Origin of the sequence: Sulfurimonas sp. (genome assembly GCF_023229025.1) — a bacterium.
Classification (GTDB): Bacteria; Campylobacterota; Campylobacteria; order Campylobacterales; family Sulfurimonadaceae; genus Sulfurimonas.
On record NZ_JALOAA010000013.1, the window covers coordinates 1 to 16,744 of the forward strand.

16 protein-coding genes and 2 tRNA genes are annotated in these 16,744 nt (G+C 37.6%); 14 read left to right on the forward strand and 4 right to left on the reverse strand.

The features are described 5' to 3' along the window. The 3 genes from M0Q20_RS04595 to M0Q20_RS04605 form a co-directional block, all read right to left on the reverse strand. On the reverse strand, nucleotides 1–1,458 hold a 1,458-nt coding region (locus M0Q20_RS04595), incomplete at its 3' end, for a PAS domain-containing protein (protein WP_295058993.1). A gap of 131 nt (nucleotides 1,459–1,589) precedes the next feature. Beyond that, nucleotides 1,590–1,664, reverse strand: a tRNA-Glu gene (locus M0Q20_RS04600). Nucleotides 1,665–1,744: 80 nt separating this feature from the next. After that, a tRNA-Lys gene (locus M0Q20_RS04605) sits at nucleotides 1,745–1,820 on the reverse strand. Between the two features lie 109 nt (nucleotides 1,821–1,929). Between M0Q20_RS04605 and M0Q20_RS04610 the strand changes: the two genes are divergently transcribed. The 14 genes from M0Q20_RS04610 (at nucleotide 1,930) to M0Q20_RS04675 (ending at nucleotide 15,872) form a co-directional block, all read left to right on the forward strand. Then, the gene (locus tag M0Q20_RS04610; protein ID WP_295058994.1) at nucleotides 1,930–2,853 is read left to right on the forward strand and encodes a VWA domain-containing protein; all 924 of its coding nucleotides are present in this window, start codon (nucleotides 1,930–1,932) and stop codon (nucleotides 2,851–2,853) included. Then, entirely contained in the window at nucleotides 2,850–4,271 is a 1,422-nt protein-coding gene (locus M0Q20_RS04615) for a VWA domain-containing protein (protein WP_295058995.1), read from the forward strand. The genes M0Q20_RS04610 and M0Q20_RS04615 overlap by 4 nt, the downstream gene beginning before the upstream one ends. Next, the gene (locus tag M0Q20_RS04620) at nucleotides 4,252–5,355 is read left to right on the forward strand and encodes a hypothetical protein (RefSeq protein ID WP_295058996.1); all 1,104 of its coding nucleotides are present in this window, start codon (nucleotides 4,252–4,254) and stop codon (nucleotides 5,353–5,355) included. The genes M0Q20_RS04615 and M0Q20_RS04620 overlap by 20 nt, the downstream gene beginning before the upstream one ends. A gap of 49 nt (nucleotides 5,356–5,404) precedes the next feature. Next, on the forward strand, nucleotides 5,405–6,139 hold the full coding sequence (locus M0Q20_RS04625) for a hypothetical protein (protein ID WP_295058997.1): 735 nt from the start codon (nucleotides 5,405–5,407) through the stop codon (nucleotides 6,137–6,139). Continuing rightward, on the forward strand, nucleotides 6,140–7,042 hold the full coding sequence (locus M0Q20_RS04630) for a hypothetical protein (RefSeq protein WP_295058998.1): 903 nt from the start codon (nucleotides 6,140–6,142) through the stop codon (nucleotides 7,040–7,042). It begins immediately after the preceding gene. A 1-nt stretch (nucleotide 7,043) separates the two neighbouring features. Next, nucleotides 7,044–8,450 carry a hypothetical protein gene (locus tag M0Q20_RS04635; RefSeq protein ID WP_295058999.1) on the forward strand — a complete coding sequence of 469 codons (1,407 nt, stop codon included), beginning with the start codon at nucleotides 7,044–7,046 and terminating at the stop codon, nucleotides 8,448–8,450. A 9-nt stretch (nucleotides 8,451–8,459) separates the two neighbouring features. Beyond that, nucleotides 8,460–8,867 carry a YcfL family protein gene (locus M0Q20_RS04640; protein ID WP_295059000.1) on the forward strand — a complete coding sequence of 136 codons (408 nt, stop codon included), beginning with the start codon at nucleotides 8,460–8,462 and terminating at the stop codon, nucleotides 8,865–8,867. Beyond that, nucleotides 8,840–9,457: a penicillin-binding protein activator LpoB gene (gene lpoB / locus M0Q20_RS04645; RefSeq protein ID WP_295059001.1), complete on the forward strand. Its 618-nt coding sequence runs from the start codon at nucleotides 8,840–8,842 to the stop codon at nucleotides 9,455–9,457. Before M0Q20_RS04640 ends, lpoB begins: the two co-directional genes overlap by 28 nt. Nucleotides 9,458–9,526: 69 nt before the next feature. Continuing rightward, nucleotides 9,527–10,474: a MoxR family ATPase gene (locus M0Q20_RS04650; protein WP_295059002.1), complete on the forward strand. Its 948-nt coding sequence runs from the start codon at nucleotides 9,527–9,529 to the stop codon at nucleotides 10,472–10,474. Nucleotides 10,475–10,489: 15 nt separating this feature from the next. Then, nucleotides 10,490–11,320, forward strand: a complete 831-nt coding sequence (locus tag M0Q20_RS04655; RefSeq protein ID WP_295059003.1) for a DUF58 domain-containing protein — start codon at nucleotides 10,490–10,492, stop codon at nucleotides 11,318–11,320. Continuing rightward, entirely contained in the window at nucleotides 11,321–11,728 is a 408-nt protein-coding gene (locus M0Q20_RS04660) for a hypothetical protein (RefSeq protein WP_295059004.1), read from the forward strand. It abuts the gene before it with no gap. Continuing rightward, nucleotides 11,721–12,650, forward strand: coding sequence for a VWA domain-containing protein (locus M0Q20_RS04665; protein ID WP_295059005.1), 930 nt, complete (start codon nucleotides 11,721–11,723; stop codon nucleotides 12,648–12,650). Before M0Q20_RS04660 ends, M0Q20_RS04665 begins: the two co-directional genes overlap by 8 nt. After that, nucleotides 12,647–14,437: a VWA domain-containing protein gene (locus M0Q20_RS04670; protein WP_295059006.1), complete on the forward strand. Its 1,791-nt coding sequence runs from the start codon at nucleotides 12,647–12,649 to the stop codon at nucleotides 14,435–14,437. Before M0Q20_RS04665 ends, M0Q20_RS04670 begins: the two co-directional genes overlap by 4 nt. A gap of 16 nt (nucleotides 14,438–14,453) precedes the next feature. Further along, nucleotides 14,454–15,872, forward strand: a complete 1,419-nt coding sequence (locus tag M0Q20_RS04675; RefSeq protein WP_295059007.1) for a BatD family protein — start codon at nucleotides 14,454–14,456, stop codon at nucleotides 15,870–15,872. Here M0Q20_RS04675 and M0Q20_RS04680 read toward each other — a convergent pair. Continuing rightward, nucleotides 15,869–16,699, reverse strand: coding sequence for a prephenate dehydrogenase (locus tag M0Q20_RS04680; RefSeq protein ID WP_295059008.1), 831 nt, complete (start codon nucleotides 16,697–16,699; stop codon nucleotides 15,869–15,871). The two genes, M0Q20_RS04675 and M0Q20_RS04680, sit on opposite strands and share 4 nt — an antisense overlap. Nucleotides 16,700–16,744 lie beyond the last annotated feature (45 nt).

The following is a 16,744-nucleotide window of genomic DNA, read 5'->3' on the forward strand; positions in this document are numbered from 1 at the left end:
TCTAAACATAATGCTGGGGATATGGTTGACAATTGATTGGAGCTCATTTTTTATAGAGCAGATTTTCTCTTCATACTCAACAATATTGGTTACATCATGAACTGTTCCTACTGTATGTGTATGTTCGCCTTTTTCATTGTAGGAGTGATAACCGATCTCGTTTACATGGAGTATAGAGTTATCCGGTCTTACAACTCTGTGTTGGATTTGGTAGTCGCTTTTTGTCTTTATAGAGTCTGAGAATACATTTTTTAACATTTCTTTGTCATCAGGATGAACATAGCTTAAAAAGATATCAAAAGTAGGCGTAATGGATTGCTGCTCAAGATTGAAGATATCGTATATTTCATCGCTCCATGTCAGCTTCTTGCTCTCTGCATCAAACTCCCAAAAACCGAGTTTTGCAAGACGTTTTATGCTCTTTAGCGCGTTATTGCTTTTTTGAAGTTTTTGACTCTTTTTTTGAATCTTGTAGTAGAAGTATGTCAGTAGAGCAAAGAGAAGTATTGTAAGTATATTAATGAGTATATCTTTTTTAAACATATACTCAAGGGAAGGGTTTGGGCGACTTGCAATAATGTACGCTACATGTCGGTTTGAGTATTTGTTGATAATGGGGATAAATGTAGTCATATAGAACTTATCATCAAGGCATGAAAAGAAATTAAACCCTATACCCTTAGAGATACTCTCTTTTAACTCTGAGTAGTTTGCGGTTAATTTTTCAATAAGCTCATTGCCATCTTGTGAAATGCTTTTCTCATAATAGTAGTCACTGCTAATGTTGCTCTGTGTGTAATTTGTCTTTTCATTGTCAAAAACTTTTTTCTCAACTATATCTTTTTTAATGATAAACTCAACATCAGCAGTAGCTTCATTCTTTAAATGCTGAACTATATCTTGCATAGAGATAGAAATCTCAACACTTCCATAATGCTTATCCCCATCAATAACTGGGTAAACAAATCTATAGCCATTGTAAATTTTTCCCTCTTCAAAGCCTGAAATAGGCTCTTTATATCTGTTTACATACGCAACGGTATCTCGCACGCCCTCAAGATTGTCTCCATATTTATCTACTTTGTGAAATCTTAAAAAACTCTCATTGTTTGGCAGATGAAAATGAAGCTGTTTTATTTTAAAGATTTTCATAGAGTTGTAGCTGTCAAAAAGAAGGGAGTATAGCTCTCCACGTGCGCTGTTTTTCTCTCCGATATTCGTGCTATTTGCTTTTTTCATCAACGCATAAACTTCTGCTACATTTATCTTGGTAGTAAGAAATATCTCAGAGTACGCTTTGTAGGCCTTAATAATAGTGTTATAGGTTATGTTTAGCATCTCTTGTTCTTGCTTTAATACTTCTTTTTCGTGATTTTTTATCTGATAGTAAGAGATTAAAAGAGCTGTTGTGCTCAAAGAGATAAAAAAGAGTAGGTACTTTAAGTTTTTTTTGTTCATTAAGATATATTCTTTGTGGAGTTATTTTTATTATTATAACGTGATTATAGCGTTAATATTTTAAAGATATTATATCTAGATAAGTTGTTGTAATGTTAAGCTAATTGAGTTTATAAAGAGAGATGTTTAAGTGGTGACCCCGAGGAGAATCGAACTCCTGTAACATGGATGAAAACCATGGATCCTGACCGCTAGACGACGGGGCCACTCTTTAGTTGGTTTTTGATTTAGTTGTGCCGAAGTTTTGAGCGAAGCATAAAACTAAAAGTGCAAATAAACAAAAAAATGGTGTCCTGTGATGGATTCGAACCATCGGCCACATCATTAAAAGTGACGTGCTCTACCAGCTGAGCTAACAAGACATCTTTAACCTCAAACCTATTGTTTGTGGACGCGAATTATAGGCAAATAGAACTTGCATGTCAAGAAAAAAGAGTTTAAATTTGAAAATTTTTTGCTAGAATACAATCAATGAATTATTTTAGCTTTGAATATGCATATTTTATCCTGCTGTTAATTCCTATTTTATACTGCATGTATAGATGTAGGGAGCAGATAAAACCTATATTTTTTGTTCATTTGCATTTTTTATCCGCAAAAAAGAGCTTTATAAAGCTTGAGCGGCTTATAAAGATTATTATATTTATACTGCTTTGCACGGCTCTTGCTTCTCCGATAGTAATTGATAAGATAAATCCGCTAAATAGGCACGGAAAAGATATTGTTATCTCAATCGATGGCAGTGGCTCGATGAATGCGTCTGGTTTTGATACTCAAGATGAGATAAGCAAAGGCGAGAGGCTTTCTCGTTTTGAGCTTACGAAGCTTATTGCCGCTGATTTTATACAAAAAAGAGAGAGCGACAATGTCGGAGTTGTCCTATATGGGGATTTTGCTTTTATAGCCTCTCCTATAACTTATGAAAAAGAGATAGTCGTTGAGATGCTTAACTACTTAACGCATGGAATGGCGGGGCAAAATACGGCAATAGGCGAAGGCATAGCCATGGGAGTGCGTGCATTTAAACACTCACGTGCCAAAAGCAAGATAATTATACTCTTAACAGATGGGGAGCACAACAGCGGAGATATATCTCCAAAAGATGCCATAAAACTTGCAAAAGATGAGCAGATAAAGATATATACAATCGGCATGGGCAACAGAGGCGAAGCGGATGAGGCACTTTTGCAAAAGATAGCCCATGAGAGCGGCGGAGAGTTTTTTTATGCTGAGTCGGCAAAAGAGCTTCAAGAGATTTATGAGAAGATTGATGAGCTAGAGTCTTCTAAGATAAAGAGCAGGGAGTATCTTCTGAAGGATTATTACTATTTTGCCCCCTTGCTTCTTGCACTCTTTTTGTTACTTTTTTTACTATTTAAAGAGGTAAGAAAATGAGCCTTTTGTACCCGCAATATCTCTGGCTTACGCTGCTGCTTTTACCTCTGTTTATAAAAAGGGATATAAGAGAGTTTAGGGTTAGCGTATATGGTTATATATTGACATCACTTTTTATTATCGTAGCCCTTGCTAGACCGGTTATAGAGCAAGAACCAATAGAGTCAAAGCAGATACTAAGTGACGTTATAATCGGCGTTGACCTCTCTTTTTCGATGCAGGGAAGTGACTTAAAGCCTACAAGATTATCCTATGCAAAAGAGATGCTCAAAAAGCTTGTAGAGGCGCAGCAGCAGAGTCGCTTCGGTGTTCTTGGGTTTACTACCAATGCAGTTGTTCTCTCTCCTCTTACCGAGGATAAGGAGCTTTTGCTTCATCTCTTTGGCTCTTTGGATGAGAACTATATTATCACGCAGGGAAGCTCTATCATGTCGGCTCTTAAACTCTCACGAAAGATGTCTAACTCAAAAACAGCCACAGTCGTACTCTTTAGCGATGGCGGAGATGAGCTTAGTTACGAGGCTGAGAGCATCTTTGCAAAAGAGAACTCCTTGATTGTAAATATTTTTATGACGGCATCTGCAAGCGGTTCAACTCTAAGGCTTAAGAGTGGCGAGCTGTTAAAAGATGAACTAGGAGATATAGTCGTAAGTCGCCAAAACAGTGCAAGTAAAGAGATATCAGATGCTACGGGCGGAATTTATACAAAAGATTTTGATGATTTGCTTGAGGCACTTGATGCGCAAAGAAGCAAAGATAAAGAGAGTAAAACGACTATTATGAGAAATCTTGAACTCTTTTACTACTTTGTGGCATTAGCTATTATCACTTTTTTAGTGAGTGTAACCACACTAAAGAGATATGTAGTAGCATTTTTTCTTCTCTTTGGAGTACATTTGAGTGCGAGCCAAAATATGGAGTTTTTTAATAAAGCGACAGAGTTCTATAGAAGCGGTAAGTATGAAAGTGCACTTCAAAATTTTGAGATGGTAAAGTCAGGTGACGCTGAGACTAAATCTATAATCTACTATAATATAGGCAACTCATTAGTCAGACTCCAGCAGTTTGAAAAAGCAAGAGAAGCATATATAAAATCTTTAACGCTCATGTACTCCAAAGAAGCGGATGAAAATCTAGAGTTTATCCGCGACGCCGGGGAGAAAAAAGAGATGAGCACAGGACAACAGCAGAGCAAAGATAAATCGGCGTTAGCCAAAAAAGAGCAGAGCAAGAAGCAAAAAGAGGGTGGTGGCTCAAATATGCAAGTAAGTGCAGCGGCTAGTAGCGGTGCGGATGATGAGGGCAAGAAGACAAAATCTCAAAACCGAATAAATCTAGATGGCGGCAAAGCAAAACTAAGTTCAAGACAGTATGAGTTAATCAACAAGAGGAGTGTAGATGAGAAGAGACCTTGGTAGAATTTTTTTAACAATTTTTACTCTTTTACATGTAGAGGTTTTTGCTTCAACATATACATGGAGCGGGGCATCAAACAAAACAGAGGCTTTTGTTCAAGAGGCTATACATCTCAAGTATGTGTGTAGTTTTACTAACGCATCGGAGCTTTATACTATTGAGTTTAATCCTGCCGGAGAGTATGAAAAATATACTCTTAAAAATTTAAGACAGAGTGAGCATATAGTAGAAGGCAAAAGGGTTAACAGCTATGAGTTTGTAGCATTTGCCAAAGAAGCCGGAAAAATAGAGTTTGACTTTGAAGCTATCATGAAAAAAACAACCAAAGAGTCTATAGAAAATACTGTAATTGGTAGAGATAATGTTCAAAAAGAGGATTTTACAAAAGAGATATTTAGGCAAAAAACTCTAAATGTTGATATCAAGGAGACAAACACACAGATTGTCGGTAATTTTACAATACAAGAGAAGAAGAACAGACCTGAAGTAAAGGCATACGAGCCTTATCATATGCAGATAACAATCAAAGGAGACGGCAATTTTGAAGCCATAAAACCTATTGAATTTAACATAGATGGTGTTAGGGTTTTTGCAGAAGAGGTAGTTTTAAATCAGACTCTAACTGAAGGCGGCTATCATGGAGAGTGGAGTCAAAAATTTGCATTTGTAGGCGATAAAGATTTTAAAATCCCGCAGATTAATATAGAGTACTTTAATCTACATGAGCAGAAGATAGAGAGTTTAGTGCTTAAAGATAGTGAGGTAAGTGTTGCAAAAGGGTACTCAAAGGAGGAACTTTTAGATGATGTGCCAAAGAAGGAGTTTGAGTTTGATTATAGTTACCTCTACTATGTCTTAGTCTTTATCGCAGGATTTTTAATGGCAAAGGTAGAGTTTAAAAAGATAGCTCCGAAGAAAAATAGTGATGAGGAGTTTATGCAAAGAGTAAAGAGTGCAAAATCACTCGATGAGTTGATGATAATTTTAATCTTAAAAGACTCAAAGAAGTATGAGAAGATAGTTTTTGATATTGAAGCAAAGAAAATTGTTTCTCTAAAGGGTGCTAAGAGCTTAATATTGGATTAACTCTTTTTTAACTAAAATTACTTAGATAAGTAAATAACAGGGATTTTGAGTGAAATATTTTTTTATAATTACTACATTTTTTTTAGCTTCTGTTTTTGCAGGTAAAACAGTAGTAAAAACCGTTACGATAAATCAGATGTTATATCCGCAGATGACGTTTTTACAAGTCAAAGAGATAGCTCTTGAGGAGGCAAAGAAGGCAGCGGCAAAGGAGATTTACGGGGAGACCTTAATCTCCGAGACTATAATGTTTAACGGTAAAGTCTTAGATGATGTAGTGCGTGAGCAATCAGGCGGAGTAGTTCGCATAAAGGGAGAGCCAAAGTTCTCTAACGGCGAGAATTTCGGTGATATAGTCGTGAGTATTGAGGCTTATGCAACAGATGAGGATTTACAAAATAGACCAAAAATAGTAGAGGATAGAGAGTTTAGCATAGATGATGCAGATGAGAAGATAGGGAGACTCAAACGTAGTTTTTACGGGCTTTGGAGTGGTTTTATAATGAGAAGCGGCGGTGGCAGTAGTGATGTTATCATAAAGATAACCTCCTCCGGAGAGGCTACTATAAACTATGTTGCTTCAAATTGTGGCGGGGATTTAATTACTAAAGAGAAGACTCCGACAATGGTTAAATTTCAGCAGAAACTCACCTATGGATATGAGAGATGTACAGATAGAGCCTTCGTCGTTTTAAAGAAAATAAATGATACGCAATCACTTTTTACTCAGTTTGATGAACAGGAGAGAGAAGTTGCAAAAGGAACACTCTATAGAGAAGAGTAGATGAGAAGTTTTGCAAATGGCTTTTTTTTACTCTTTTTGCTCTACTCTGTAACGGGATGCTCACTTGCCGTGAAGCCAGATGAGCCGGAGCAGTTGCCGTACTGGGTAAATAACCACTCCTTAACTCAGGCGGTAGGCACAAGCAAGGTTAATTTTCAGGGCGTTTATACGCAAAGAGCAGCAGCGCTAAATAGTGCAAAAAGTCAACTAGCACATAATATACGCTCATATATCTCCTCCTCCCTGCAAAACGAACTAAGAGTAAGTAACAGCGAAATTTCAAGCAGCTTTAGTGATAAGATTGTTGCGCTAAGTGATGTCTATTTGAGTGACGTACGGCAAGTTGACGCGTTTTTTGATTCGCAAAAAAAGCTCTATATTTTAGTGGAGAGTCCAAAAGAGAAAATTGAAAGAAGATTGGGCTTAGCTTCTAGTGTAAAACAGAGCACAGAGTCACTTCCTGCACTGTTAGCTCGCCCATATGAAAAAGATGAGCTGATGAAGAGTAGGTGTTACCAAAAAGAGATTCTTGAGACAATAAGCACCAAAAGTGCTCTTTTTCAAGGTAAACCCGTTTGGTTTTTTAGACCAAATCAAGGTGGAGTATTAGGCTCGGTAGGAATTGCTGAAAAAGAGGAGGGGATGACTCTAAGGGAGCAGATAAGAGTAGCATACTCTCTGGCAAAAGCATCTTTTTTAAAAGAGCAAAAAATGCGTATAGAGTCCGAACATGAACTGCTAAAAATAGTAAATGAGGATATCCAAACAGAGCTGTTTGAATCCTCAACACTTATAAAAAGTGCAGCAAAATCAACCCCCACAGAGCAAAAGGATATATGGCTAGATCCAAAGAGTTGTGAGCTTTATGTATGGATTGTCGGCAAAGATGAGGTACGCAATTAATATGTTTAAGAATTTATATTTAACGCTTCTTGTTTTTTCATCTCTGCTCTTTAGTGGATGTATGGCTAATCTTGCAAGCTCTATAGGAGTTGATATTACGAGCTATGAGCAAAGCCATAAAAAATTTGTCGCCGGCGAATATAGAGTCTCTGCAGAGACGGCAATAAAAGATAAAAGCAGCAAATCCGGAGTTGATGTTTCAAATCTTCTTCCAACACTTCAAGCCGGAAATAGCTACCTCTTTGCAAAAGATTATAGCAGTAGTCTTAAGATGCTTGATGAAGCAGAGGATATTATAAAAGAGCATCATGAAAAGAGTTTGGCATCCAATACAAGTGATTATTTTACTGGAGTAATGCTCAATGATGCGGCAAGAGATTATCAAGCCTCTATCACAGAGTCCATCATGGTAAATACATATAAATCGATTGATTATATGGCTCTAGGGGAGTTTGAAAAAGCACGTGTTGAGCTAAACCGTGCTGTTGATCGTCAACGCCGCGCAAAAGAGACATATGCAGAGTTGATTGCAAAAGAGAAAGATGCAATAGCAAAGAAAAAAAGTGAAAAAAAACAACCCATTGATAAAACTCTAAATAACTCAAGTGTTAAAAGTATTATTGCACAAAACTACTCATCTCTTGAGCAGTTTGAAGCTTATCCCGAGTTTATAAATCCATTTACCACCTATTTAGCAGGACTCTTTTTTATCATTGATGGTGATTACGCAAAAGCGTCATCGCTTCTAAAAGAGGTACATGGAATGGTTCCGCAGAACAAAACGGCAGAGAGTGATTTTGAGATGGTTGAGTATGCACTTGAGGGTAGAGCTATAAAAGAGAGATATGTCTGGGTTATTTATGAGAACGGATTAAGTCCTGCAAAGACAGAGTTTAGTGTAAACATACCTATTTTTTTAGCATCAAACAAAGTTATATATACAGGTATTGCTCTACCTAGACTTAAACGTGGCTCAAGGGCAACGGACGCTATTACACTTCTCTCTGAGGGGAGAGTTCTTGCAAAAACATCTGTTGTTGCTGACATGGAGAGTGTAATAATCAGTGAGTTTAATTATTCATATAATGATATTTTAACTCGCGCTATATTATCTGCGGCACTAAAGACATACATGCAGTATGAGGCCAAAGATGATAATCCATATCTTGGTTTGGCAACAGCGGCGTTTCAACTCTTAACAAATCGTGCTGATATCAGGAGTTGGAGGAGTTTGCCAAAGGATTTTCAGGTAACAAGAGTTAAAATACCTAGTAGCAATAAACTTCAGTTAAAAACCGGAGCACACATCATAGATGTAGAGATAGACAAAGAGGCAAAGCACTCTATAGTTTATGTTAAAATACCCGCAGCGACTTCAAAACCGAGCGTGAGTGTTATAGAATTTTAAGGAGTTTTTATGAGATTTATAGGATTTATCGCCTTTGCGGTTCTGCTCTTTAGCGGATGTAGTAAGTCCGTAGAGCCAAGTGATGAGATAGTTAAGGTTATAAGCAGTTGCGGAAGCAGCACTATAGTTGTTACAGATATCAAAGGGCGCAAAAAGAGTGACGGTTTCATGCAGGCACAAGTTAGTGGAGAGAACAAATCAAACAGTTATATGCTCCTAGAGTATCAGGTTGTCTGGTTTGATAAAGATGGTTTTAAAATTGAGAGTTTGCTATCAAAGTGGAAGACGACTCCTGCTTATGCAAATCAGCCGTTTCAAATTAATGCAATATCCCCAAATACAAAAGCGACTACGTTTCGCCTATATATAAAATCAGATAAGGAAGTAATATGCGACGAACAATACAGTGGACAGTAGTTTTATTAACTCTTGGAGTTATCTTTAGCGGATGTGAGACAAAAACTACAAACATAGATATAGATAATGACAAAGGTGAAGCGGTCATGGCGCTTGATTATAGAGATTTTCAAGGTGCAGCAACTGATATGATAGAGTCTCTGCTTGCTTCTGGCGCGGTAGATAAAAAAGATGGTACTCGTTACGTTCTTGTTGTATCACGTATCATCAATGATACAATGCAGCATGTAGATACCGATCAGCTAGTAAAGAAGATTCGTGTTGGACTGCTTCAAAGCGGTAAAGTAGTTGTAACGACTGCTGTTGGAATAGACGGTGCAGAAGATAAAATGTCAATGAAGACAAGAGAAGAGCTAAGAGGTAACGTAGAGTTTGATCAAAAAACGGTTGCCGGTAAAGGGAGCATGGTTGCACCTGATTTGAGTCTATCGGGCAAAATTCTTCAGAGAAATATTAGAGTTGACAAAAAGACTCAAAGAGTAGAGTACTACTTTCAAATGTCACTTACAGATATTAAGACAGGTCTTGCATATTGGGAGGATGAGCGAATAGTTGCAAAGAGAGGCAGTAATAAGTCCGTTGCATGGTAGATGTGAGTTGTTTTTCATTAACGCCGTTTTGCTACAATTTGAACAATTTATAAATAAGGCAAAGAGCTTATGATTTCTAAAATAGAGTTGATTAAAAAAGAGGTTTCTAAGGTAGTAGTTGGACAAGAGAAGATGATTGACTCTCTTCTTATTGCACTTTTATGTGAGGGGCACATCCTTATAGAGGGTGTTCCGGGACTTGCAAAGACTACGACCGTAAATGCACTTGCAAAAAGTCTTGGACTTAACTTTAAACGTGCACAATTTACTCCCGACCTGCTTCCATCAGATATACTCGGTGCCGAGATATATGACCCGCAAAATAACAGCTTTAAGATAAAAAAAGGTCCGATATTTACAAATCTTCTTTTAGCAGATGAGATAAATCGTGCACCCGCTAAAGTTCAATCCGCACTGCTTGAGGTTATGCAGGAGAAGCAGGTTACTCTAGGCGATACCACATTTAAGTTAGAGCCGCCGTTTTTTGTTATGGCTACACAAAATCCTGTTGAGCAAGAGGGGGTTTATCAACTCCCTGAAGCTCAGCTTGACAGATTTATGCTAAAGCTAGTAGTTGACTACAACACAAAAGCTGAGGAGTTGGAGATTGCAAGAAGAATCTCAAGCGGCAATTTTCAAGAGATTAAAAGTGTAATAACTCCTGATGACTTAGAGGAGTTAAAAACAGCAGTAAAAAATATACATGTAGATCCGCAAGTCGAAGAGTACATGATAGAGCTTGTAAATGCTACTAGAAGTCCAAGTGAGTATGGACTCGATGATATAAAAGATTATATTCAGTTTGGAGCATCCCCTCGTGTGAGTATCGATATGTTTAAAGCCGTAAAAGCCATGGCTTTTATGAGAGGCAAGGATTTTGTAACGCCTGTAGATGTCGCTTACATAGCAAAAGAGCTTATGCGTCACCGTATTGTTCTTACTTATGAAGCAGAAGCTAAGGGTATTACAACGGATGAGATTATAAAAAAAGTACTCCAAACCGTAGCAATTCCATAGGTTTGGCATAAGAGTATGAGCAAACTAAAAAAAATCTTGGTTCGTGCCAGACGCCAAGTTTTTAGCGAAATGGTCGGAAACAACCCCTCAATCTTTCACGGAGAAGGGTATGACTTCATTGAGCTAAGAGAGTATATGCCAGGAGATGATATTAGGCATATCGACTGGAATATCACCGCTAAGATGCAAAAACCATTTATTAAGATATTTCGTGAGGAGAGAGAGCTAAATGTTGTAGTCGTCTCTATTTTAAACGGAAGTGTCCACTTTGGCTCTAAAAAATTCAAACAAGAGAGCATTGCCGAAATAGCGGCTCTTTTAGGATTTTCTACTCTTAAAAACGGTGACTTGCTAAGCTCTTACATCTTTACGGAGGAGATGGTATCACACACAAAACCGAGCAAAAAGCTCCATCAAATCCATAAAAACGTAGAGGAGATTTTAGAGTTTGACGCTATAAATAAAAAAGTTGATTTCAAAGTTATCTCCGATACGCTCTTTAAAAGGCTTAAGAGAAAATCACTTATCTTAATAATAGGCGATTACTTTGAGATACCTGACTTTAGACTCTTAGCAAGAAAACATGAGGTGCTTAGTGTAATTGTAAGAGACCGCCTCGAAGAGAATCCGCCCGTGATGGGTTTTGCATCTCTTGTCGACCCAGAGAGTGGCGCGGCGTTAGAGGGTGACTTTAACGCTTCAAGCGTGAGAGCCTACAGCCAGAGGGTTGCCGCTCATGACCACAGACTATTTGATGTGCTAAGACGTGATGGCATAAGATTTACAAAAATATACACAGACTCCATTGCAAGCGTAGAGCTTCGCAGACTCTTTGAGGGAAGATAGATGGTAAAAGAGCAGAGTTACGATATTCCTCTACATGATATTAAGCCCATAGTTGAGGTTAATGAGTATTCGTTTTACTATTTTTTAGGGATAGCTTTTCTTGGGGCGCTTTTGATTGCGGGGATAGTTTACCTTATCTATAAGTGGTTTGAAAAACGAAACGCTTTTAATCAACGCAAAGAGCACTTCAGGCTTTTGTCCTCGCTTGATTTAAGCAATGCAAAAGAGAGTGCATATGCCATTACTATGCTTGGTGCGACATTTAAAGATGACAGCCCAAGGCATCATGAGATGTATGAAAATCTAACAAACCGACTAGAGGAGTATAAGTATAAAAAAGAGGTCTCTACATTAAGTAAGGAGGTTTTGGGCTATATAGAACTTTATAAGGAGATGATTGATGTTTGATGGAATCTATTTTGAATTTCCAAAAATATCACTTCTAATTATCATTTTCATTCTTTGCGCAATATTTTGCAAGATGAAGCTTCCATCTATCTATTTTCCTAACACTTCTGGATTTTTAAAGAGCAGTGTCTCGGCATCAAAAACACTATTTTTTCTAAAATGGCTAGGGATTGTCATGATGATAATAGCCCTCATGTCGCCGGTAAAGGATGAGCCTTATGAACTTGAACCAAAAGAGGGGTATGAGATAGCTCTTATTTTAGATGCCTCAGAGTCTATGAAGGCTGAGGGGTTTGACGTTCAAAACCACTACCTTACAAGGTTTGACGTTGTAAAAGAGATTGTAGGTGAGTTTATAAAAGAGAGAAAAAATGACAATATCGGACTAGTCGTATTTGGAGCGTTCTCTTTTATCGCTTCCCCGCCGACTTATGATGCGGATATTTTAAATAAAATTCTCTCGCAGTTATATATAGGAATGGCAGGAAAATATACGGCACTCAACACATCCTTGGCGCAGGGTGTAAATCTTTTACAGATGAGCGATTCAAAGACAAAGATTGCAATTTTACTAACTGACGGTTACAGTACAAAGGAGATAGATAAGATCCCTCTTGATGTAGCAATCGAGATGGCAAAAAAAGAGGGTGTCAAAGTCTATCCAATCGGTATAGGAATGCCGCATGAATACAACAGAGATGTTCTTATAGAGATTGCAGAGAAGAGCGGTGGAGTCGCATTTAGCGCTTCAAATGCAAATGAGCTAAAAGAGGTCTATAAGAGGATAGATAAACTTGAAAAATCAGAGATAAGAGGGGAGAGTTTTACTCATGTTAACTACTATTACCACTTCCCTCTTTTTATAGCTCTTATATCTTTGATGTTGTATATATACCTTAGAAACAAAAGGGGATATGCATGACTTTTTTGCACCCTGAGTTTCTTTACTATATGCTGCCGCCGCTATTTCTCCTCTTTGCTCTACTACTTACACAAAAGGAGGCGCATGCAGATTTTTTCAGCAAAGAGGTTATGGATAGGCTTCGCGTCGGAAAAAATAGACTTACGCTAAAGAGAAGAAATATTCTCTTTTTACTTATGGGCTTTTTTATGATAGTCGCACTTGCCCAGCCTGCCATAAAAGATGGCTTGGTAGAGGTAAAAGCAAAGAGTGCGGACATTATGGTTGCCATCGATATCTCCGACTCCATGTTAGCAACAGATATATATCCAAACAGGCTTGAAGCATCAAAGCAGAAGCTCCTGAGACTCTTGGGCGAGAGCTTGAATGAGCGCATAGGTATAATTGCATTTGCGAAAAACTCATATCTTCTCTCTCCTCTTAGTTTTGACACTAATGCGGTGGCATTTTTGCTTCGTCAGCTTAATACATCTTCAATAACAGAGAAAGGAACCGACTTTTTATCTGTTTTGGAAGTTTTCGGTAAGACAGATAAAAGCAGCGGGAAAAAATATCTTCTTATTTTAAGCGATGGTGGAGACAAGAGTGACTTTAGCAAAGAGATAGAGCTGGCAAAGAAGCACAATATTGTTGTTTTTGTTCTAGGTATTGCAACAAAAAAAGGCTCACCTATAAAGCTTCAAGACGGAACTCTTATAAAGCATAACGGCGAGGTAATTATCTCACAACTAAATGAGAAGATTGCGGATTTGGCAACAAAAACAGGTGGAGTTTATATACAAAGCACTACATCATCCGATGATATTAAGAGAATGTTTCAAGAGATAATGAGCGTAAGCCAAGAGAAGGAGTTAAAAAGTGAGGAGATTCAAAGACATACACCGCTCTTTTATTATCCTCTTGGCATGGCACTTCTTATTTTGTTGATTGCTACGAGTTCGCTTAGCAGGAGTAAAAACATAGCCTCTGTGTTTATGCTCTCATTTTTTCTTTTTAGCTCACAGCACCTTGAGGCAGGAGTTTTAGACTTTATGGATTTGAAAAAAGCAAAAGAGGCGTATGAGAGCGGCGAGTATGAAAAAGCCGCAAAACTCTACGAAGAGCATGCACAAAGTTCATCAAATGAGCGAAGTTACTATAATGCCGCTAACGCATACTATAAAGATAAAAAATATAAAGAAGCGATAGAGTTATATAAAAAAGCGACCTTCAAAGAAGAGGAGCTAAGAGCAAAAAACTTCTCTAATCTTGGAAATGCCTATGCAAAAGATGGCGATTTACAACAAGCACTAGAGGCGTATAAGAGCTCTTTGGAGATTTTTGAAGATAAAGATACTAGAGATAATATGCAAGAGGTAGAGAAGCTTTTAAAAGAGCAGGAGAGAGACTCAAAAGATAGTGAGCAAGAAAATCAAGAAGATAAAGAGCCAAGTGATAAGGATAAGAGCAAAAAAGAAGATAAAAGTGAAGGCTCTGACAAAGGGGATGAGAAAGAGGAGAAAGAAGAGGAGTCTGAAAAAAGGGAGGAGTCTGATAAAAAAGATGACTCAAAAGAGGCGAGAAAAGAGCCGGATAAAAAAGAGTCTAAAGATGAAAAATCTGATAATGACGAGAAACAGAAAAAAGATGAAAACAGCTCTTCTGCACAGGTAGAGCAAAAAGATATTATGAGCGATGAGGAGCAGATGAAGTGGTTAAAAGAGTTAAGCGGTGATAGCTCTACATATCTCTACAAGTTAAACGAAGAAGAGGGTACTACTAAAAATCAGGATGAGAAACCATGGTAGGATATAAAGGCAAAAGATGAGAACAATTACTAAACCGGTATCTATATTATTACTATTGTATAGTGTGGCGCATGCCGGAGTTATAGCTACTGCAACTCCTAAAGAGGTGGAGTTAGGCGAGATGGTTACATACTCGCTTAGTATATCAGGCGAAGATATTACAAGACCCAACATACGCAAATTGTGTGACAGCGATGTAATCTCTACTAGTTCTCAAACTAGCATGCAGATAACAAACGGTGCGATTAATAAAAACTACATACTAAGCTATAAATTTGTTCCGCAAAAAAGCTGTGTTATCAACCCTGTTGAGGTTGAGATAGATGGCAAAATAGAGTCAAGTAATGCGGTAGAAGTAAAAGTTGTCCCTCTAAGCGGTGCTAAAGATTTGGATTTCGTTTTAGAGCTCAAAAGCAGTAAAGATGAGCTATATGTAGGCGAATCATTTGACTTAACGCTAACTTTTAAACAAAGAAGTGATGCAGAAGCGGTTGATAGTGAGTTTACTCCGCCTGAGTTAAAAGGATTTTGGGTTAAAAGTGAGTCGCAGCCAAAACGGTATCAGGAGTCAAAATATACAATTACCGAGATAGTCTATACATTAGCACCGCAAAGAGCAGGCGAGCTAAAAATTCCAAAAGCCCAGATGAGAATAGCTTCACGTGGCTCAAGAGCGAGTAGTTGGGGGGATTGGATTCCTACTATAAAATGGAAGACATACTTCTCAAATGAGCTTGCTTTTAACGTAAAACCGCTTCCATCAGGTGTTAATTTGGTCGGAGATTTTAAGATAAGCGCTATTGTTGATAAGAGGAGCATTAAGGCAAACGAAGCTATAAATGTCACTATAAGCATAGAGGGAGATGGAAATCTTGAAGATATAAAAAGTTTTAAGCCTGATATGGAAGATGTGGCAGTATTTGATGAGAAAATTGCCATAGAGGGCAAAAAACTTACCCAAAAGCTAGTTTTTGTAGCTGAGAGAGATTTTATTATCCCATCTTTTTCACTAAAGTATTTTGATTTAAAAACAAAAGAGATAAAAGAGATTTTTACAAAAGAGATAGAGATAGATGTGCTAAATGAGAAAGCAAAAGAGAAGCTCAAAGTTAAAAAAGAGCCCGAGCCTATGCAAAAAGTCGCTTTAACGCAAAAATCGGAGCATGACAATTTCACTTTAGTATTGGTTTTTATAGGAGGTTTGATACTTGGTGCGCTGTTGATGCTCTTTAAGCCACTCTCAATAACAAAAAAGCCTAAAAGCGGCACAATAAAGGAGCCAAGAGTGCTTCTTGTTAAACTTCTTCCTTTTAGAGAGGATAAAGATGTAGCTAAGATAGTTGAAGCATTGGAGAAAAACATCTACCATGGCGAGAAGATAGAGATAGATAAAAAAGTTTTAAAAAATACTCTAAAGAGATATGAGATAAGTTAATCCAAAATATCGTGAAGTCTATTTCCGGCTTCTATGTTTTTATGAACTTTCTCCCACTCTTCATCCTCTATATGCTTCTTTAGAATGCTTAGTTCATTTTCAAAAAGATCTATTGCTTCGAGTAGATTTTCTCTGTTTTGTCTAAAAATATCTTCCCACATATTTGCAGAACTCTTTGCCAAACGACTCATAGAGCGAAAACCACCTGCAGCGAGAGCCAGAATGTTTTCTTTGTTTTCTTGATTCATAACGGTGTTTGCAAGAGAGTAGGAGATAGCATGAGGCATATGAGATATAAAAGCTGCATGACGGTCATGCTCACATGCAGACATAAAGTATCTCTTCATACCTAAAGCTTTAAATATCTTTTTTGCAGTATCGGCTTGAGCCTTCCCGCTGCCCTCAAGCTCACATAAAACTACTGCTTTATCCAGATAAAGATCCTTAATTGCTGCTAGAGGTCCAAAGTTCTCAGTTCCCGTCATAGGATGAGCTGCTACAAAATTTTCTCTTATGCTTGGCGGTATAGAGGCAATTATCTTTGCTTTTGTACTTCCAAGGTCTATAATTGTTGTATTTTTTTCTATATCAGTTAAATTATAAAGCGCAGAGATTATGCCATCAACAGGAATAGCTAAAAAAATCACATCATAGTTTTTTATTTCTTCAAACTCTACTATTTTATCAACTAAACCAAGTTTTAAAGCCTCTTGGCAGTGAGTATTGTTGTGGTCACTCCCGACAACCGTGCTTATAAAATCAAGGTTTTTTAGACTTATGGCAAGCGAGCCACCCATAAGTCCTAGTCCTACTATCGCTACTTTCATTACATTACTTTGTTTTAATTTTTAAAATTATACAAGATTTACTTA